The organism is Listeria immobilis, from assembly GCF_014322765.1.
GTDB lineage: Bacteria > Bacillota > Bacilli > Lactobacillales > Listeriaceae > Listeria > Listeria immobilis.
The window spans coordinates 1-19,816 of the sequence record NZ_JAASTZ010000017.1 but is presented as its reverse complement, the minus strand read 5'-3'; the positions used below and the strand labels follow the sequence as shown (position 1 = coordinate 19,816).

23 protein-coding genes are annotated in these 19,816 nt (G+C 35.8%); 21 read left to right on the top strand and 2 right to left on the bottom strand.

Annotated features, from left to right (window positions below; all coding sequences use genetic code 11):
* Positions 1-9 precede the first annotated feature (9 nt).
* Entirely contained in the window at positions 10-348 is a 339-nt protein-coding gene (locus HCJ50_RS12440) for a GIY-YIG nuclease family protein (RefSeq protein ID WP_185344946.1), read from the top strand.
* A gap of 207 nt (positions 349-555) precedes the next feature.
* On the opposite strand, the gene HCJ50_RS12435 is transcribed toward HCJ50_RS12440, so the two are convergent.
* Positions 556-1,557 carry a LacI family DNA-binding transcriptional regulator gene (locus HCJ50_RS12435; protein WP_185344948.1) on the bottom strand — a complete coding sequence of 334 codons (1,002 nt, stop codon included), beginning with the start codon at positions 1,555-1,557 and terminating at the stop codon, positions 556-558.
* A gap of 210 nt (positions 1,558-1,767) precedes the next feature.
* Here HCJ50_RS12435 and rpe point away from each other — a divergent pair, with 210 nt between their 5' ends.
* The 5 genes from rpe (at position 1,768) to HCJ50_RS15850 (ending at position 4,879) form a co-directional block, all read left to right on the top strand.
* Entirely contained in the window at positions 1,768-2,439 is a 672-nt protein-coding gene (gene rpe / locus HCJ50_RS12430; RefSeq protein WP_185344950.1) for a ribulose-phosphate 3-epimerase, read from the top strand.
* On the top strand, positions 2,436-2,882 hold the full coding sequence (rpiB, locus tag HCJ50_RS12425; protein ID WP_185344952.1) for a ribose 5-phosphate isomerase B: 447 nt from the start codon (positions 2,436-2,438) through the stop codon (positions 2,880-2,882). The genes rpe and rpiB overlap by 4 nt, the downstream gene beginning before the upstream one ends.
* Positions 2,883-2,888: 6 nt before the next feature.
* On the top strand, positions 2,889-3,020 hold the full coding sequence (locus HCJ50_RS15865; RefSeq protein WP_260443028.1) for a hypothetical protein: 132 nt from the start codon (positions 2,889-2,891) through the stop codon (positions 3,018-3,020).
* A gap of 755 nt (positions 3,021-3,775) precedes the next feature.
* Positions 3,776-3,949 carry a hypothetical protein gene (locus HCJ50_RS15860; RefSeq protein ID WP_260443029.1) on the top strand — a complete coding sequence of 58 codons (174 nt, stop codon included), beginning with the start codon at positions 3,776-3,778 and terminating at the stop codon, positions 3,947-3,949.
* A 48-nt stretch (positions 3,950-3,997) separates the two neighbouring features.
* A complete protein-coding gene (locus tag HCJ50_RS15850) occupies positions 3,998-4,879 on the top strand; it encodes a MucBP domain-containing protein (RefSeq protein ID WP_311769582.1) in 882 nt (293 codons plus the stop codon).
* On the opposite strand, the gene HCJ50_RS12415 is transcribed toward HCJ50_RS15850, so the two are convergent.
* Complete coding sequence (locus tag HCJ50_RS12415; protein WP_185344954.1) at positions 4,870-5,532, bottom strand: Crp/Fnr family transcriptional regulator; 663 nt, start codon at positions 5,530-5,532, stop codon at positions 4,870-4,872. The genes HCJ50_RS15850 and HCJ50_RS12415 overlap by 10 nt on opposite strands.
* Positions 5,533-5,782: 250 nt before the next feature.
* Between HCJ50_RS12415 and HCJ50_RS12410 the strand changes: the two genes are divergently transcribed.
* The 15 genes from HCJ50_RS12410 (at position 5,783) to HCJ50_RS12340 (ending at position 19,708) form a co-directional block, all read left to right on the top strand.
* The gene (locus tag HCJ50_RS12410) at positions 5,783-6,145 is read left to right on the top strand and encodes a GntR family transcriptional regulator (protein WP_185344956.1); all 363 of its coding nucleotides are present in this window, start codon (positions 5,783-5,785) and stop codon (positions 6,143-6,145) included.
* On the top strand, positions 6,145-6,834 hold the full coding sequence (locus tag HCJ50_RS12405) for an ATP-binding cassette domain-containing protein (protein ID WP_185344958.1): 690 nt from the start codon (positions 6,145-6,147) through the stop codon (positions 6,832-6,834). Before HCJ50_RS12410 ends, HCJ50_RS12405 begins: the two co-directional genes overlap by 1 nt.
* Positions 6,831-7,535 (top strand): ABC transporter permease, encoded by a 705-nt coding sequence (locus HCJ50_RS12400; protein WP_185344960.1) that lies wholly within the window; start codon positions 6,831-6,833, stop codon positions 7,533-7,535. The genes HCJ50_RS12405 and HCJ50_RS12400 overlap by 4 nt, the downstream gene beginning before the upstream one ends.
* A gap of 18 nt (positions 7,536-7,553) precedes the next feature.
* A complete protein-coding gene (locus HCJ50_RS12395) occupies positions 7,554-9,554 on the top strand; it encodes an ABC transporter ATP-binding protein/permease (protein WP_185344962.1) in 2,001 nt (666 codons plus the stop codon).
* A gap of 22 nt (positions 9,555-9,576) precedes the next feature.
* Positions 9,577-10,077 (top strand): hypothetical protein, encoded by a 501-nt coding sequence (locus HCJ50_RS12390; protein WP_185344964.1) that lies wholly within the window; start codon positions 9,577-9,579, stop codon positions 10,075-10,077.
* Between the two features lie 212 nt (positions 10,078-10,289).
* Positions 10,290-11,114, top strand: coding sequence for an SGNH/GDSL hydrolase family protein (locus HCJ50_RS12385; protein WP_185344966.1), 825 nt, complete (start codon positions 10,290-10,292; stop codon positions 11,112-11,114).
* Positions 11,086-11,991: an ABC transporter ATP-binding protein gene (locus HCJ50_RS12380; protein WP_185344968.1), complete on the top strand. Its 906-nt coding sequence runs from the start codon at positions 11,086-11,088 to the stop codon at positions 11,989-11,991. Before HCJ50_RS12385 ends, HCJ50_RS12380 begins: the two co-directional genes overlap by 29 nt.
* Positions 11,984-12,964: an ABC transporter permease gene (locus HCJ50_RS12375; RefSeq protein WP_185344970.1), complete on the top strand. Its 981-nt coding sequence runs from the start codon at positions 11,984-11,986 to the stop codon at positions 12,962-12,964. The genes HCJ50_RS12380 and HCJ50_RS12375 overlap by 8 nt, the downstream gene beginning before the upstream one ends.
* 126 nt (positions 12,965-13,090) lie before the next feature.
* Positions 13,091-13,978, top strand: a complete 888-nt coding sequence (locus tag HCJ50_RS12370; RefSeq protein ID WP_185344972.1) for a VOC family protein — start codon at positions 13,091-13,093, stop codon at positions 13,976-13,978.
* Positions 13,978-14,937, top strand: coding sequence for a ring-cleaving dioxygenase (locus HCJ50_RS12365; RefSeq protein WP_185395739.1), 960 nt, complete (start codon positions 13,978-13,980; stop codon positions 14,935-14,937). Before HCJ50_RS12370 ends, HCJ50_RS12365 begins: the two co-directional genes overlap by 1 nt.
* Positions 14,938-14,943: 6 nt before the next feature.
* Positions 14,944-15,552: an alpha/beta hydrolase gene (locus HCJ50_RS12360; protein WP_038406887.1), complete on the top strand. Its 609-nt coding sequence runs from the start codon at positions 14,944-14,946 to the stop codon at positions 15,550-15,552.
* Positions 15,553-15,561: 9 nt separating this feature from the next.
* Entirely contained in the window at positions 15,562-16,182 is a 621-nt protein-coding gene (locus HCJ50_RS12355) for a flavin reductase family protein (protein WP_185344976.1), read from the top strand.
* Between the two features lie 329 nt (positions 16,183-16,511).
* Positions 16,512-17,768: a GTPase HflX gene (gene hflX, locus HCJ50_RS12350; RefSeq protein ID WP_185344978.1), complete on the top strand. Its 1,257-nt coding sequence runs from the start codon at positions 16,512-16,514 to the stop codon at positions 17,766-17,768.
* Positions 17,769-17,841: 73 nt separating this feature from the next.
* On the top strand, positions 17,842-18,714 hold the full coding sequence (locus tag HCJ50_RS12345; protein ID WP_185344980.1) for a metallophosphoesterase: 873 nt from the start codon (positions 17,842-17,844) through the stop codon (positions 18,712-18,714).
* A 4-nt stretch (positions 18,715-18,718) separates the two neighbouring features.
* Positions 18,719-19,708: a lipoate--protein ligase gene (locus tag HCJ50_RS12340; RefSeq protein WP_185395740.1), complete on the top strand. Its 990-nt coding sequence runs from the start codon at positions 18,719-18,721 to the stop codon at positions 19,706-19,708.
* Positions 19,709-19,816: the final 108 nt, after the last annotated feature.

The following is a 19,816-nucleotide window of genomic DNA, read 5'->3' as shown; positions in this document are numbered from 1 at the left end:
GTGGCAAATATGAATAAAGAAAATCGAAAAGAACTGATTCGCGCATACAAAGAAAAAGCTCCTGATGCAGGTGTTTATCGTTTTATTTGCCGAGAAAGTGGCAAATATTTGATTGATAATACAATGGATCTAAAAGGAATAGCGAATAAGCTAGCGTTTGGTGTGAAAATCGGTGCCGGTAATATGCTACCACCTGAAATGGCAAAAGAAGCAAAACAATTCGGGATAGCATCAATTGATTTTGAAATACTAGAAAAAGTAGATATTAAGCCAGAAATGACAAAAGAAGATATAAAAGAAGAAAATGATGTGTTACTAAGTTTATGGTTGGAACGAAAGGATTTTTAAAGTGGCGAAAGGCTGTGGATTAACATAGTCTTTTTTTGTGGGTGAAAAGTATAGGCCATTTTTTTAAACACTTAAAACTTTAATTAAAAAACTGTAAGCAAATGTGAACGCATTTTGCTTACAGTCTTTTTCTTTAGGAATTTGTCTTAAAAAAGATAAACTTTATACATATAACATTAAATAGTAGCTAATGACTTTTTTCTGTTTTTATAACGATTCTCTCAAAGTTAAGTCAATTGGAACTATTTCAGTGACACTTCTTTTTTGATCAGGATTTGCAATAATGGAAAGTAAAGTATCAACAGTTATTTGAGCGATTTTTGGTATATTTTGCTTCACACTACTTAGTTTAGGGACGGTGTATTTACATTGTGGTGTGTCATCAAAGCCAATGATTTTAATGTCGCTTGGAATATTTTTACCAATTGTTGGTAAAAATTCTAATAACTCGAGAGCAATATTATCATTGATTGCAAAAATGCCATCAACACAAGCTGCATTTTTTATAAAAGTATGCATGTTTTCTTGATAATCCTCTTTTTGTAAATCAACCGTGAATTTAGAAAGTTCTTCGTTATAAACGATATTATTTTTCTTTAATGCATCTTGAAAACCTTTCAAACGCTCTTTGGCAGAAGAAGACTGTCTATTATGCATGAATATTGCTGGGTTCTTTACGCCAGCCTGAATTAAAGCCTCTGTTGCTTCAAAAGCTCCTTGATAATGATTGGAAGAGATGAAAATAGTGTTTTTGTCCTTAGGTTGGCGGTCAATACAAACAAAGGGAATTCCATTTTCCGCATTGGCATATTTAAATCCAAATTCATCTGCACCAGAAATTACAATTAGTCCATCCACCATTTTGCTTTCTAGCATGTTTAAGTAGGCCATTTCCTTATCAAAATTACGCCCAGTATTACAAATAATAGTAGAGTAACCTTCCTCAAAAAGAATTGCTTCAATTTGTTGAACAACACTTGAGAAAAAATAATTGCTAATATCAGGAACTAAAATGCCAACAGAAAAAGATTTATTCATCCGCAAACTTTTAGCGCTAAAATTCATTTGATAATTAGTTTCTTTTATAACTTTTAAGACTTTCTTTCGTGTTTCTTCTGAAAATCGCCCGTTGTTGTTGATTACCCTCGATACGGTTGCTACCGATACACCGCTTAATTTTGCGATATCTTTTATGGAAGTTTTTTTCATCGTGTCCTCCTTTTATGAGTAAACGTTTTTCTTCATTACCCTATTTTCGCACAGAAATTTAAGTTTATCAAATAGAATAAAAAATAAAGCGTTGACATAATTAAATTATGGTGATATATTTAATTCGAAATGGTAAAACGATTACTCAAAACAAACCATCTTTTTTATTTGATTCATGAGTAATCGTTATCTCAAAGGAGTGAACTAATAATGAACGATAAGTTAATATGTCCTTCAATGATGTGTGCAGATTTTGCTAGCCTAAAGCAGGAAGTAGAAGCATTAGATCAAGCGGGAAGCGATATTTTCCACATTGATATTATGGATGGACAATTTGTACCGAATTTTGGAATGGGATTACAAGATTTTGAAGAGATCAGAAAACAGACGAAGAAATTAGTGGATGTTCATTTAATGATTAGGAATCCTGGAAATTATGTCGAGACATTTGCAGATATGGGAGCGGATATTATTTATATTCATCCAGAAGCAGACACCCACCCAGCAAGAACATTAGATAAAATAAGACAAAAAGGAAAAAAAGCTGGAATTGCGATTAATCCTGGGACTTCAATTGCAACTGTAAAAGAATTATTGCCACTTATTGATTATGTCATGGTGATGACCGTAAACCCAGGTTTTGCAGGCCAAGCTTACCTTGATTATGTCGATCAGAAAATTAGTGAATTATTAACTGTAAAACAGAATTATTCTTTTGAAATCATGGTAGATGGGGCAATTGCTCCAAATAAAATAGCTAAACTTTCTAAAATGGGTGTAAAAGGTTTTGTTCTTGGTACATCTTCGTTATTTGGAAAGTCTGCCAGTTATCAAGAAATTATCCAGGAATTAAAAAGTGACAAATTGGAGGAATTACAATGAAAATTGCAATCGGAAATGATCATGTTGGTATCGAACTAAAACCAGTTATAATAGAGTATTTACAAGAACTAGGTCATGAAGTGAAAGATTTTGGTGCGTATTCAAATAAAAGAACGGATTATCCAGAATATGGCAAAAAAGTTGCAGAAGATGTTGCGGCTGGAAATTCAGACTTAGGAATACTTATTTGTGGATCAGGTGTAGGAATTTCTATCGCCGCAAATAAAGTCAAAGGAATTCGTGCAGTGGTTTGTAGCGAACCGTATTCTGCTAAATTATCTCGCGAGCACAACAATACAAATATTTTAGCATTTGGCTCTAGAGTAGTTGGCGCTGAGCTAGCAAAAATGATCGTTCAAAATTGGTTAGAAGCAGAATTTGAAGGTGGACGTCATGCAAAACGAGTGGAAATGATTGCCGATATAGAAGCTGAGGAGGAATGAGTTACAATGACGGAAGGTGTAACAAGACTCATTCGTGCATTGAAGCATGAAATTGAATCGATGACTGGGCGTAACTTGAAAAGTACAATCTTTAAATCAGAAGGTAGCGTTATTATGGGCAGTATTTACTATTTGTAAGTTAAGGTAAAGTTCGAAACGTAACGAATATTAAAACAAACGGAAATGATTGGAGTTTTGACCAAAACAGAATAAAAAGCTTATTTATAAAAATTACGTTTGGGAAATTAGATGTATAATCTGATTTTTCAAGCGTTTATATTTTTTGAGATGCGTTAATTCAGTCAAGTTTTCTATAAGAGTCACAAATTATTCACAAGTAAGCCAGAAATTTTGAAGAAAGGGTAATTTTCTGACGTTCGCTGTAGTATTATTTAACCTGTCAATCAAGAATTTTGCAGGAGGTTACCACGCAAAATGAAAAAAATAACAAAAAAACTATTCCTTAGAGAGTTTGCTTTTGTATAGCAATAATCTGACGGGAACTATACCAGCTGAATTAGGCGAGTTACCACACTTGAATACACTGAGATTAGAATTACAATCAACTTACAGGAACTGTCCCGGATGGATTAGGAAATATCGATTTAATCCAATTGCAGTCTAATCAACTCGTGGGGCAATTACCACTTAGCCTATACGAGAATAGAACAGGAACGAATGAAGTCAATGTTTCTGGCAATCAGGTAACAATTAACAGCATGGATAATGTTCCTAGCGTTTACTCTCCGTATACCTTTATTTATCCGACACCATACAATCCTTATAGTGGGCATAGAAGCAGGTAATTTTTTTTTCCTAATTTGGATAATAGTACAATTTTTACTCCATTTCAAAAAGGGAGTAAAACATATATTGATTTAAAAGCAGCTTACATGTTTGAATCAGAACTTTTTGCTGGACATCACGTAACGATTACAGACGAAAATGCTGAGAAAGTCATTTACGATGGAGAACTTACAGAAGAGGTGCGCATTCCGCTTACAGATTGGAAGGCTGGCACATATAGTCTTGGCTTTGTGCTTGATGAAGCATTTAACAATCCGTAAAATAAAGCATACGTAACTATTCAGGTTTTACCAACTCAAGCTGAAGATGTGACGATTCAATATGTCGATGAAGATGGGGCCACTATTCATGATTCGAAACAAATTAGTGGAGACGTGGGAGACGATTATGACGCTAGAAGACCAGCATATCAGTTAACCATCCCTAACTATGTACTGGATCAATCGAAGTTTCCTACTAACACAATCGGAACTCTAACGGATGAACCACAGACTGTGACCTACGTATATGACAAAATAGACGGGGCACTGGTAACCGTGGAATATTTGGATGAAAATGGAGCAGAGGTAGCAAAACCAGATACATTAACTGGAAAAATAGACTCTCCTTATGAACCAACAGCTAAAGATATTTCTGGTTGGATTGTGGATGAAACCAAACTTCCGACGAACGCAAGTGGAAGTTTTACAGCAGACAGCCAAACAGTCACTTATACGTATAAAACCAATCAAACAAAAGTAACTGCACACGATTCTACCATCTATGTAGGAGATAATTGGAATGCGAAAGACAATTTTGACACTGCCTATGATCAAGATGGAAAGGAAGTACCTTTTGACGAGGTTACTGTAGAAGGTACAGTAGATACGACTAAACCAGGTGTTTATTCTGTGAAATATATGTATGATGGAGCAGAAACGGAAATTAACGTGACGGTGAAAGCGAAAGATGTGCCGGTTGACCCAACAAATCCGCTTGACCCAACCAAACCCGCTCCATCTTTCATTCCAAATCAACCGAACCAAATAAAAGAAACCGTTGTCCAAAGTGAGCAGTCAACTAGTGCTTCCCAGTGGAAACTTCCAACAACAGGCGACAATACATTAGATAGTATTCTTTATAGTGTAGTCGGTTTCACAGCCATTTTCCTAGCGATTAGTTTACTGAGAAGAAGAAAAACTCATTCATAATCTAACGAGTCCTTATCAATCTGATAAGGGCTTTTTTTATTTGCTAAAAAACCCTCTTCCACTAATTCTGTTAACAAATTAGAAATATTCGGTTGTGTTGTGCGACAATATCTCGCTAACACGGATTGATTGATAAATTCCGGCAAAATAACCGTTTCATTATTCTCGCTTTCTATCCCCATATCAGCGGCTAGGTTCTGAAATGCCATCAAAATACGTTCTTTCGGTGTTTTAGCAATCATTGCAAGTAATGCATAGTGCCTTGCGAAAACGTCCGCCATACTTGCTAATAAAAAATCATTAACGTCAGGTTTCATCGCTAATACATTTAGTAAAAATTCTACTTCAATTTTATAAAGAACAAGCCTATTACTCATAACAGAAATACTATGTTGTTTTTTCGGATAGCTCGAAAAAGTATCAATTCCTAAAATATTACTCGGCAACACAAAAATCGAGATGTAATTTGTTTTTCTAAGTGGATCTTCGAGTTCTACCGCAGCAAAACCTTCCACGACAAAGAAAATATGTTTTGATTTCTCTTCTTTTAAAATAATCTTTTCATTCCTAGTATAGGTTTTCTTTGAGACATATTTATAGTAATCAGGAAACTCTTTTAAATAGTTAAGAACGGTATCTAGTTTGGTTGACATACTCAAACTCCTTTTCTATCGGATTTTCTTTATTATACGCTATTTTCTTTGAAATTTAGTGGTGAAAGATTTGTGACTACGACTAAACGCTTGTAAAGACTAGCTTTTAAACATTAAAAACAGGAAATCAGCTGTAAAATCACTTTTTGAATATATTATATGTATAAATGACCGGATTTTCTTTTGATATATTACATGCATAGCCAGTGTGACCTGGGTGATACAGTGACACGGATGAAAGGAGGAAATTATGAAATTTGATGACAGTAAACCTATTTATAAGCAAATAGTTCACTTTATTCATAGAGAAATAATCACAGAAGTTTTTAAAGGTGGCGACAAATTATTGTCTGTAAGAGAGTTGGCCTTAAAACTCGAAGTAAACCCGACAACAGTACAACGAGCCTACGCTGAATTAGAAGAGCAAGGAATTATCTACACGATTCGTGGCACTGGTAAATATTTGACAGAAGACAAGAGGAGAATTGAGAAATTGGAAAACGAGACAGCAAGACAACTAACAGAAAACTTTATTACTGAAATGCTGAAACTGGGTCTAAATAAAGAAAAAATAATTGCTTGGGTGATGAACACAAAGGAGGTAGAAAAATAATGTTAGTTGGAAATAATGTTTCAAAATCCTACGCAAATCAATTAATATTACAGGATGCGAATTTTACAGCAAAACCTGGCGAAATGATTGTGCTTACAGGTGAAAATGGCAGCGGGAAAACAACTTTGCTGAATATCTTGGCAAATTTAAAGAAATCCGATACAGGCACTATCGAGTTAGATGGCCAAATATATAGCAGCAACGACATCCGTCAGCATATAGCTTACCTAAGTAACGAACTGTTTGCGCAAAAAAATATCGCCATTGAAGCTTATATGAAACAATATGCTTTTCTTTTTGAAGATATTCAATTAGAAAAATGGGAAAAGTTACTTGCTACTTGGCAAATTGATAAACAACTGAAGTTAGCAGAATTATCTACTGGTATGCTAATGAAAGTGAAAATTGGTAGTGTTCTAGCAAGGAAGGTGAAGCTCTACCTTTATGATGAACCTTTTGCCAACATAGATATTCTAGCTCGTTCAGAAGTAATGAAAGCAATTATTAGTGGAACTGATCCAGATGGAATAACTATTATTTCATCACATCATTTAGAAGGAACCGAGCAACTTTACAATCAGCTATGGCTTATTAAAAAAGGGTCGCTTAAAACAATTGATACAGAAAGCTACCGCGAAGAAACTGGCAACTCATTAATTGATTTTTATAAGGAGGAAATGAACAAATGAAAAAAATGATTACTTTTTATCTCAAACAAATCAGTCCAATTCTTGTTATCGGGCTTGCAATAATTTTAGGACTTAACTTAGTTGGAGTGACAATGAACCTATTGGAAGGTTCGGATTTACTTTTTAGAGCTATCCGAGGAACCACGGTAATGAGCTTGCTACTAGTTCTTATAACAACATGGAAAATTACTAAACTAGACACTTCAAAAGAAAACTTAACACTTGTATCTCTTTCACGACACTCAGAAACAACTAAATTCTTTGGAAAACTATTTGCTGCCTATTTAGCAGCAGTTGTAATAATTCTAGTTCAAAGTGCGTTTATATGGTATTACGGACTGGAAACTGGACGTATTGCAGCAGGGGACGGACTAGCCTTTGTATCAGGAATAGGCATGATGTTTTTGTTTATCTCTATGTTTGTTTGTTATTTTGTCATTCCAGTAAGTTGGTTGAAGGACCATGTAAAGACAAGCTATGTACAAAAAGCAGGCGTGATTTTTCTTCTGTTTGGCATCTTAATCTTCAATTTATTAGCAGAGTACTACTTGCATATTTATAATAGCGCCGGAGTTATTTCGATTTTGCCGAACAGTCATTTTGAGATTTCGTTACTATCAATTGTTTGGAATGGAGCTTTATGTGCGATTATTGCAGGAAGTTATCTTTATTATAAAACGAAAAAAGTCGACACAATTTAAACACAGGGAGAGAACTAAATGTTAGAAATTAAAGGTCTACAAAAATCCTATAAATTAGGAAAGAAAAATGAAGTTCCTGTCTTGAAAAATATTAATGCTACAATTCAAGACGGAGAATTCGCTGCCATTATCGGCAAAAGTGGAAGCGGAAAATCTACGTTGCTAAATGTTATTAGCGGGCTAGATACGGATTACGACGGATCAGTTCTATATAATGGGGAAGATTTACAAACAATTGATTTGGATAAATATCATTTTAATCATATTGGCTTTATTTTCCAAAGCTTCCATTTAGTCGGACATATGTCTGTTTTAGAAAATGTAAAAGTTCCGTTATATTTAAATCCAGAGTTATCGGAAAGCGAACGAAATAAACGGGCAATGGATTTACTTCAACAGGTTGGTTTAGAAGATTTCGGAAAGCAAAAACCATCACAACTTTCTGGTGGACAAAAACAGCGAGTCGCAATTGCAAGAGCATTAGCCAATAACCCAGATATGATCATTGCTGACGAACCAACCGGCGCACTTGATAGTGTTACATCCGATGAGATTATTAAATTGTTAAAAGATTTAACAAAACAAGGCACAACCGTCATTGTAGTTACACATGATTTAAACATTGCTGATAAAACCGACGCGGTCCTTCGACTTGCGGACGGGGAAGTAATTTCATTTGAAAGAAAGCAAGAAATAACGCAAAAATTCACTCTGAAAAAAGGAAAAAAGTTGCGGTTAAATGGCTGGGCGATTGCTAAAATTTCTTTTCGAAGTTTCTTTAATCGGAAATTTCGAAACTTGCTTGTTGCACTTGGAACATCCATTGGAATTATCGCCATCTTATTAGCTTTTGGTCTTGGGAATGGTGTTAACCAAAGTTTGTCTCAAATTTTCGGAACAACTTTCTCCCCAAATCAAATAACCACCTACTATATGGAAGATGGTGGATCAAAGTCACCCGAACCAACAACACCATTAACCGAAAGTGAAGTTAAAAAAATTAAGCAGCTTTATCAGGATGAAGATATTTCGGAAGTTTATGAGCGTACAACAATTCAAGGAATAAAATTTGAATACAATGGAAAAGATTTGCAAGGTGCATCAAATGAAATGCAAGAAGCGAATTTTAAACCAGCACGTTATGAAGATTTAACAGTAGAAGATGAATATTTACTGAGCGGGGAAATGGTTCAAAGTGCCGAATCGGGAGTAGTCATTCCGTCAAGTGTTGCCAAAAAAGCGCTTGGGAAATCAGATACAGCTGAGTTAACCAAAAAAGAAGCTGATAAACTAATCGGTAAAAAAATAACATTACTATTTGCCGGTAGAAATAGCGAAACGACCAATACTGTAAAAACAGAAACAGTTATTACTGGTATTACAAATCCGTCTAAAGAAGGGTTTGCAAGTGGATTTAATGTTTCTACAAAAACGATGAATGATTTTATAAAAAATACAGGAATTGAAAAACCGATTCTTTCTGTAGATGCTTTTACAAAAACAACAAAACAAGCCGAAGAAGTAGTAGAAAAATACGAGAATGATAAGACATGGGCAAACTATTCGATTACTAATGCGAATGCTTTTGTAGATACTTTTAGTCAATTTACTGACATCATCGTGTATTTAATTGCTTTTGTTGCAGGTCTTTCCTTAGCAGTAGCTGGAGTAATGATTGCAATTGTGCTTTATATCGGTGTTGTAGAACGGACAAGAGAAATTGGTGTATTTCGAGCGATTGGTTATCGTAAGCGCCATATCCGCGGACTATTTATGATGGAAGCAAGTTATATCATTATTTTAGCCAACGTGTTATCAAGTGCAGTAGCAATTACTATCGCAAAACTTGTGAGTCCGATTTTAGAAACAAGGATTGGCTTTGAAGAAATGATTCATATTTCTATTTGGAATTTCCTAGTAACACTTGCAATAACCATTACTATCGGCTTTATTTTCTCCATCTATCCGAGTACAAAAGCCGCAAAACTCGATGCAGCAGAAGCATTACGATCAGAATAAAACGAAAAGAGGAATTTAAAAAATGAAAAAACCAGTAAAAATCAGTCTTATAATTGTAGGAATTGCCGTAGTTATCTTTGCCGGAGTGATGCTTTCATATCGCTTCTTAAAATCAATGGATGTTACTCCAAACACGGAAATAAATGAATCAGCAACAGGAGATCACGTATTACTAGCTACACAAGGAAGCGATTTTAAAGATAGTGTTATCGACCAAATTGAGCAAGATATGGCGAATAAAAATGTGCATATTTCGATTATGGATACAACCAAATTAGATAAAGTAAATGCCGATGATTATGATAAAGTAGTCCTATTTACAACCGTTCAATCTGATGATATTCCTGAAAATGTCACTACATTTATGAACGATAACAAAGATAAAAGTATCCATATCGCAGTTACCGCTGATTCTGGACGTTGGGATAAACAACCAAAAGATATCGATGCAATTTCAGAAGCTTCGAAAAGCGAGAATAAACAAGACTTTGTGGACGATTTGACAAAGGCGATTTTACAGTAACTAAAATGAAAAAAGTGTTATATGACAAGAGGTTTTTGTCATAGGACACTTTTTTTAATTTAGGAAAAACGGCATTTATAATTTGCGTTAAAATTTAATCGGAGGAAGATTTAAGTGGCTTTCCAGATTATAAGATAAATAAAAGAGGTAAAACTCGAAATATGGTATACTTAACCCTAAATAAACCGCATAAAAAGGTGGGCGATGAAGCAATGAAAAAAAGCAAGGCGGTTCAATTTCTGTTGTTTTTTTCAGCTATAGCACTTATTCTAAGCATGATTGGCGTTGCGTCCATTTGGTTGGGGCAGAAAAACCTCCAAGCAAACGAAACTAAAAAAGAACCAACCCAAAATGAGTCAAAAGCGAGTGAAAAACAAACTACTTTTAAAATTACAGCACTTGGGGATTCGCTTACTTATGGGGTAGGGGATGTAGAAGGTGGCGGATATGTCCGAGTAGTAGACGACTTTTACAAAAAAACTACTAAAAATGTGGAAAATGTAAATTTAGCAATTAGTGGTGCAAAATCAGCGCAATTATTAAAACAGTTAGATCAAAAAGAAGTACAAAACCAAATAAAGTCAGCGGATGTTATTTTAATGACAATCGGTGGAAATGATTTATTTCGTGGTGGGGAAGCTTTAGATGATTTTGCAAGTGATGCTATTAAACAAGCAGAAACTAGTTATCAAAAAAATCTACAACAAATCTACCAAACGATTCGTAAATTAAACCTAACTGCCCCAGTTTTTCATATTGGTCTTTATAATCCATTTATGACACTGGAAAATGCAACAGAAATGTCAAGTGTAGTAGCGAATTGGAATATGGAGAGCCAAAACTTAACGCAAAAAGAGCCGGATATTATTTATATTCCGACGTTTGATTTATTCCAACAAAATGGAGCAGCCTATTTAGCCACAGATAAATTTCATCCGAATCATGCCGGGTATCAATTGATTGGCAAACGTGTAACCGAGGTAATTCAAACGGGAGGAGAAAAAAGCGATGGCAGCACCAGCACTTCAAGTAACTGATTTATACAAAAAAATTCGTAAGCGGGAAATAATAAAAGGAATTTCTTTTGAGGTTATGCCAGGAGAAGTATTTGGATTTCTTGGACCGAATGGAGCGGGGAAAACGACAACCATCCGGATGATCGTTGGCCTAATTAAGCCAACGTCAGGAAAGGTTCTAATTAATGGGGCAGATATTCAAAAAGATTTCACAGAAGCGATGCGCAGTCTTGGATCTATTGTTGAAAATCCGGAATTCTATGGTTTTTTAACTGGTCAAGAGAATCTCGCTTATTTTGCTCGGATGGATCCATCAATAAAAAGAGAACGAATGCAAGAAGTAACTGCATTAGTAGGTTTAGAAAAACGAATAAATGATCGTGTGTCTACCTATTCGCTTGGTATGCGTCAACGGCTTGGGATTGCTCAGGCCTTACTTTCTAATCCTAAATTATTAATTCTGGATGAACCAACAAATGGACTTGATCCATCAGGTATTCACGAAATGCGTGACTTTATCCGTGCACTTGCTGAAAATGAAGGGATTAGTGTACTCGTTTCGTCACATTTACTCAGTGAAATTGAATTATTATGTGATCGGGTAGCAATTATGACAGATGGAACTATTATTAAAACAGATCAAGTAGCGCATTTACTTAGTTCCCGCGAACAACTTCGCTGGCGGGTAACTCCTTTTGAAAGCGCAAAAAATATTCTTAAAAAATATACTAAATTCGAAATTGATGGGGAATATTTGATTACACCTGTTAATGAAAAGAGTGCGGAATGGAACGAGCAGCTTGTATCACAAGGTATTCAAGTACACGAAATTGATAAACGTAAACCATCTTTGGAAGACCTATTCCTAGAATTAACAGGAGGTCAGTCGATTGATTAATTTAGTTTATAACGAACAACTAAAACTATGGCGCAAAAAGCGTTTAATGGTCATCTTAGCATTAGTTGCAATCATCGTAGCTATTTTTACATATGCGCAGTTTAGACAGTATCAAGAAGATGAAAAACAAGCGGGGACAAGTGATTGGCATGTACAGACGCAACAAGAGATTGTCGATCTTGAAAACAGGCTTGGTACAGGACGACTTCCAGAAGAATATCAAAAATATTTCCAAGTGTTAGTCGGACAACTTCAATATTATTTAGATAATGATATTAATCCAAATGCACCAGGCGCACCAACATTTTTAAAAACATTTGTCGAAAATGGGATTAGCCTACTATTTCCGCTGTTTATTATGGTTATAGCAGCAGATTTAATTTCTGCTGAAACGAGCGCAGGGACGATGAAATTCTTACTTACGAGACCAGTAAAAAGATGGCGAATATTAACAAGTAAGTATATCTCTATGCTTCTATCCATCTCTGCTATTATGATTTTATCGGCAGTTATTGCTTACTTAATTTCAGGAATTGTTTTCGGTTATGGTGGCTGGAATGCTCCTGTCCTCACTGGATTTGGTATAAAAGATGGTGCAATAAGTACAACAGATGTATATCAGCTTCCTGTTTGGCAACTTTTATTAATGGAATTTGGACTAGCCTGGTTTGTTAGTGTCGTTGTCGGAGTGTTAACCATGTTTGTTTCGGTTCTCGTTCGCTCAACCGCAGCCGTAATGGGGATTATGCTTGCTTCTCTAATTACCGGAACTATCCTAACCAATCTCGTCAGCTCCTGGCCAAGTGCGAAATATTTATTTATGGTTAATCTACAACTTACCAACTATTTAAACGGATCCAGTCCACCAGTGGAAGGAATGACGTTGAATTTTTCGATGCTCGTCTTAACAGTTTGGATGTTAGTCGCATTCGTCTTATCTTACTTTATTTTCACTAAAAGAGATGTTTATTAAAGAGCGCAGATTTGCGCTCTTTTTTACGTGCAATAAAAGTTACTTACTTTTTGTGAGCATATCACTTTCTTTTTCATTAGTTTAGTTATAAACTGTAGTTAGTAATCAAAAAGGAGGTATAAACCAATGATTCAAGGAATACATCACATATCTGCATTAACCAAATCATTTACTCTAAATCACCATTTTTATTCAGATATATTAGGGCTTAGGCTCGTCAAAAATACAGTCAATCAAGCAAATATTAAGATGCGACATTTGTTTTATGGAGATTATGCAGGTACTCCAGGAACTTTGCTCACATTTTTTGAAGTTCCAAAAATTGGTTCAAGTTATTACGAACGGTCCTATTTTGGTAATATCACGTTAGGAATACCTAAAGACACAACCAACTACTGGGAAAAAAGGCTAACCGATTTTGCTATACCTTTTGAAAAAACAGAGAAGGCTTTAAGCTTATACGATCCCGACCGAATGGGTATCATCCTAATGGAAATTGCTGAAACCACATCGCACCCAACTATTCATACCGAAATACCAGAAGCGAAACAAGTCGTTCGGATACTAGGGGCTGATTATCATGTGCCGGATCCAGCTAAATCAAGCCATTTTTTCATGACTTATTTTGGATTAGAAAGCCAGAATGGGGTATTAGTAGATAGAAACCAAATGAGCTTTACACGATTCGGTCAAACTTTCTCAGAGAAAAAATCACGAACTGGACGAGGAACGATTGACCATATTGCTTATACAGTCGCAACAAAAGCTGATGTTGACGAACTGCACAAAATCGCACTTCAAAACCAACTGACGATAGAAGAATTTGTAGACCGGGAATACTTTAAAAGTTTATATATCAGAGAACCAGGTGGGCTGCGTATTGAATTTGCCAGCGCCGAACCAGGTTTTACACTGGATGAACCACTAGGAAAACTCGGAGAAAAACTTGCTTTACCAAGCTTTTTAGAGGAAAAAAGAACGGAAATTGAAACTTATTTTGGAGGGGGAAAATAATGATGAAAGAGTTAAAAGGAATCCACCATGTAACAGCGATGACAAGTAGTGCCGAAAAAAATTATGCGTTTTTCACAGAAGTTTTAGGGATGCGTTTAGTGAAAAAGACTGTAAACCAAGATGACATTCATACGTATCACTTGTTTTTTGCAGATGATAAAGGGTCTGCTGGAACAGATATGACATTTTTTGATTTTCCTAATTTACCAAAAGGACGACATGGTACAGATAGTATTTCGCGTGTTTCTTTCCGTGTACCAACAGATGCCGCATTAGAATATTGGCTTAATCGTTTTAACCAGTTAGAAGTTCCGCATGGTGATATTAAAACGCTATTTGGTAAAAAATATCTAACATTCCAGGATTTTGATGATCAACAGCTACAACTTATTTCAGATGAAAATGATGAAGGTGTAGCCCCAGGAATCCCTTGGAAAAATGGACCTGTTCCAGAAAAATATGCTATTTACGGTTTAGGACCAGTATTTTTAACAGTAGGCTCATTAGCTAATATGGAGGCAATCTTATCATCAATATTTGGTTTTAGAAAAGTAGCAGAAGAAAATAGTTTGCATTTATATGAAGTTGGTGAAGGTGGAAATGGCGCACAAGTTATCGTTGAAGAAAGAACCGATATTCCAGCAGCGATGCAAGGATATGGCGGCGTTCACCATGTAGCCTTCCGTGTAGAAGATAATGATGAATTGCAAAAATGGATTGAACGAATGAATACAATTGAAATACCAAATTCTGGCTATGTAAATCGTTTTTATTTTGAATCGCTATATGTTCCAGTATCAGAGAGAATCTTATTTGAGTTTGCAACAGATGGTCCAGGATTTGCAAACGATGAACCTTATGAAACGCTAGGAGAAAAACTTGCTTTACCACCATTTTTAGAACCAAAAAGAGCAGAAATCGAAAAAATGGTTCGTCCCATTGATACAAAAAGGAGTTGAATATTCATGGAGCATCTTTTTATTCCAGGTAAGAAGAACGACCTTGCACCACTATTATTACTTCATGGTACAGGTGGAGATGAGAAATCACTTATCGAAGTAGCTGAATTTATCAACAGTGATGCGCCAATTCTTTCTTTAAGGGGTGATATTAAAGAGGGCGGTGCAAATCGATTTTTTAAACGATTCCATGATGGCAGTTTGGATTTAAATGATTTAGAGATCAAAACAAAAGAGCTAATTGACACAACACGGGAATTAGCGCAGAAATATGAGCTGGATTTTGAAAAAATTATTGCAGTTGGTTATTCTAATGGAGCCAATATTGCAGCTAATGCCCTACTTCAAGCAGAAGATAGTTTTCACCAAGCAATTTTGTTTCATGCAATGCCAGCAGGAAATAACCAACCAGATTTTTCAATTAACCATCGAAGTGTCTTTTTATCAGCAGGTTTAAATGACCCACTAATTACCGCGGAAGCTTCCAAAGAACTTGTGGAAATTTTAGAAAAACGTGGAGCAAAAGTAGAAACAGTTTGGACAGCTGCAGGGCATGCATTAACAATGGAAGAATTAGAAGAGGCAAAAAAATGGTATCAAAACAACCAAAAGTGAGGTAGACAGATGGCTATTTTTAAAAGTGCTGATTTAACACAAAAAGAGAATTATAAATTTTTGACAGGAAGTATTATTCCGCGACCAATTGCTTTTGTAACAACACTTGCTGAAGATGGGGTGACGGTGAACGCTGCCCCATTCAGTTTTTTTAATATAGTTTCAAGTGATCCAGCAATTATTTCTATTGCCGTTCAGCGTGTAAACGGAGAGCAGAAAGATACTGCAAGAAATGCTGCTTTTACTAAAGAGCTAAATATTCATATTGTGAATGAAGAAATGGTAGAAGAAGTAAATAAAACTGCTGCTAGACTAGCTCCTGACGTTAGTGAAGTGACACTTACTAATTTAAATTTAGCGCTGGTGCCAGAGATGAAAACACCTAAAATTGTAGAAGCAACGATCGTATTAACGACTAAGTTAGAGGCGTTAATTCCAATTGCTGATGATGAAGGACAAGTGGTGGCTGACTTAATACTTGCACGTGTAGAGTCATATGAAGTAGACGATACAGTTTTTGATAAAGAGAATGGATACATTTTACCAGAAGCACTGGCACCAGTTGGACGAATGGCTGGAAATGATTATACAAAACTAGGTGAAATTTTTCAGTTGGAACGGCCAATTTAGTAATAAGTAGTTGCGAAACAATAGCCATCATGTTAAACTAAGAGCAACTTAAATCGAACGGAGGGTTGTCCATCATGCATTACATTAGACTACGTTTCCCAAAAAATCTATGCAACTAATTTAATAGTGCGGGAATATCTATGCTTATTTAGTATGGATAACGGGATTGGTCTTGCGTGCATGAATGGCACCCAAAATAAATATGGGTAGAATAAGGGGGAGTTTTCCCTTTTTTAACAGCGAGCTAGTATCTTTTTGATGCTATTTTTGTGTTTTATTTTACTCAGAAACCCTGACCGCGCTGAATCTATTTCAGGAGGTCCTTTTTTATGGAGAAAAAAGTATTAATCGTTGGTGTGAGCCAAAAACAAAAAGATTTTGATTATTCAATGGAAGAATTAGCCAACTTAGCGGCTGCAAATAATATGAAAGTTGTGGGAGAACTGCGACAAAATATGGATCGTGAAAACCGAGCAACCTATGTTGGTAAAGGAAAAGTAGATGAAGTTAAAGGGCTAGCAGAAATGCAAGAAGCTCAGTTAATTATTTTTAATGATGAATTATCGCCGTCACAAATACGAAACTTAGAAGAAACGCTTGAACTGGATGTGATGGACAGAACGGGTTTGATTTTAGCCATCTTTGCGAATCGAGCAAAAACAAAAGAAGCCCAACTTCAAGTAGAAATTGCAAAACTTCAATATGAACTACCACGAATTTTTGGGCAAGGCGAAGATATGGATCAACAAAGCGGAAAAGGCGGGCTTAGCAATCGGGGATCTGGAGAAAAGAAAATTGAAACAGACCGCAGAACGATTAAAGATCAAATTCGCCATTTACAAAAAGAGTTAGCTGTGCTTGTGGATGACCGCGAAGTACGTCGTCGTAAACGGAAGAAAAATGAAATTCCGGTCGTATCACTTGTTGGCTATACTAATGCTGGGAAGTCAACTACGATGAACGGTTTGGTACGAGCTTATAGTGAAACAACAAATAAACAAGTTTTTGAGCAGGACATGCTTTTTGCGACACTTGAAACGAGCGTCCGCGAAATCGTGTTACCAGACAACAAACAATTTTTACTAACAGATACAGTTGGATTTGTTAGTAAGTTACCACATCAACTTGTCAAAGCGTTTCGTTCCACGCTAGAAGAAGCTCGTGATGCAGATTTACTCATTCATGTAGTTGATTATTCTGACCCGCATTACAAAACGATGATGAAAACAACCGAAGAAACATTGAAAGCTGTTGGTGTAGAAGATGTTCCAGTTATTTATGCTTATAACAAAGCAGACCTTTTAGAGGACGAAATCTATCCAAAACAAACCGACAATACAATAGTTTTTTCCGCACGAGAACAACCAAGTCTAGCATTTTTAACTGAAATCATTAAAAAAGAACTATTCGCTAGCTATAAAAAATGTGAATATCTGATTCCATTTGAAGCAGGGCAAATTGTTGCTTATTTAAATGATCATGCCAAAGTTTTGGAGACTGAGTATCTGGAAAATGGAACAAAAATCTTAGCAGAAGTGAGCCCGGCAGACTTACAAAAATTAAAAAAATATCAGATAGAAGTGTAATTAAATAAAGCGAGTTCTTATTAGATTTGCTATAATGAACCATACAGCAAATTTAGTTAGGAGCATTCTATCTATGAAAAAAATAGGTTGGGGTATACTTGGCGCAGTGGCTGCTTTTACAGGGTATGCGTATTGGTCGACAAAACATTTAACATGCACTAGTTATGAAATAGTGTCTGATAAAATACCAGCAGAATGGGATGGAGCAAGCTTTGTTCAACTTTCAGATCTGCACAGTGCAAGTTTTGGTTTATATAATAATCCTTTGTTAAGTATGGTGAATGAACTAGCTCCAGATGCCGTATTTTTAACAGGCGATATACTGGACGGGGATGAATCTCCTGTTGTCGCAATGGCTTTAGTGCGAAAACTAGCAAAAATTTTTCCGACATTTTATGTGAGCGGAAATCATGAAGGTAGAAGCGCTTTTTATGAAGATTTTAAGGCGGATATGGAAGCCCATCAAGTCACAGTACTTGAGAATGAACGCTACTTTCTAAAGAAAAATGACGCTGCTATTATGATTGCAGGCGTAAAGGATCCACGTTTTTCGAAAGAGGATTGGTTAGCAGCCGATTTACCAAAAAGCGAATGGGAAAAAGAAGCATTAACGGCATCACTTGACGAAGCAACGTATCATTTATCGCCTGATTACTTTACGATTTTACTTGCGCATCGGCCGGAGTTTTGGCCCTTATATCAAGCCTATCCGGTTGATGTCGTATTATCTGGTCATGCTCATGGAGGTCAATTTAGATTTCCGCTTACAGAAGGATTATTCGCTCCTGGTCAAGGCTTTTTACCAAAATGGACAGCAGGTATTCATCGTGCTGGCCAAAAAGCGCTAATTGTTAGCCGTGGACTTGGAAATGCTACTATAATCCCACGACTTTTCAACGACCCAGAAGTGATACAGATTACACTTAAAGCAAAAAAGGAGTCTTAAAAACGTGATTTATTTAGATAATGAAGACGTGCTTGATCAAGCATATAATTTTGCAATGGAAGAATATGCTTTGCGTTTTTTAGATGAAAATGAAACGTATTTTATGTTTTATCGCATGAAACCAACGATTATTGTTGGTAAAAATCAAAACACGTTAGAAGAAATCAATCAGACATTTGTGGAGCAGCATCATGTTGATGTACTGCGAAGGCTTTCTGGTGGTGGAGCGGTATATAATGATGAGGGAAATATCAGCTTTAGTATGATTACCAAAGATGATGGAGATAGCTTTCAAAATTTCGCTAAATTCACAGAACCAGTTATTCAGGCCCTTCAAAAGTTAGGTGTTAATGCCGAGCTAAGTGGTCGTAATGATATCGAGGTAGATGGAAAGAAAATAAGTGGCAATGCCCAGTTTGTCACAAAAGGTCGACTTTATAGCCATGGAACGCTACTTTTTGATGTTGATCTAGATAGGCTTGAAGCAGCATTGCAAGTTGACCCAGAAAAGTATCTATCGAAAGGTGTGAAATCTGTCCGAAGCCGTGTGACAACGATACGTGAACATTTAGCAGAAGATATGGATATTCACTCTTTTAAACAAATTTTATTAGAATCAATTTTTGGTACAACAAATATTCCCTGGTATCATTTTACAAAAGCGGATATGGCCGGTATCGAAAAATTACGTGTGGAACGTTACCTCAACTGGGATTGGACCTATGGAAAGTCACCTAAAGCTAGCATAAAACGCAAAAAAAGATTTCCAGCAGGCACAATTGAATTTCAATTGGAGTTAAATAAAGGTCGAATAAAAGAAGCGACAATTTATGGTGATTTTTTTGGTACAGAAGATGTTGCTGAATTAGCTAATCAAATGAGTGGAATTCGTTTCGAACGACAAACGGTTAGTAATATTTTTGAATCAGTCGATATGAAAAAATACTTTGGAAATATTAAAAAAGAAGCAATTATTGATATGTTATTTGAATAAGAAAAAACTCTGAGAAGCTTCACTCAGAGTTTTTTTGTTATAAAAAGAAAACGATTTCATTTTTATATTGACAGGTATTAAATATATATAGTATTATTTAAATATGAT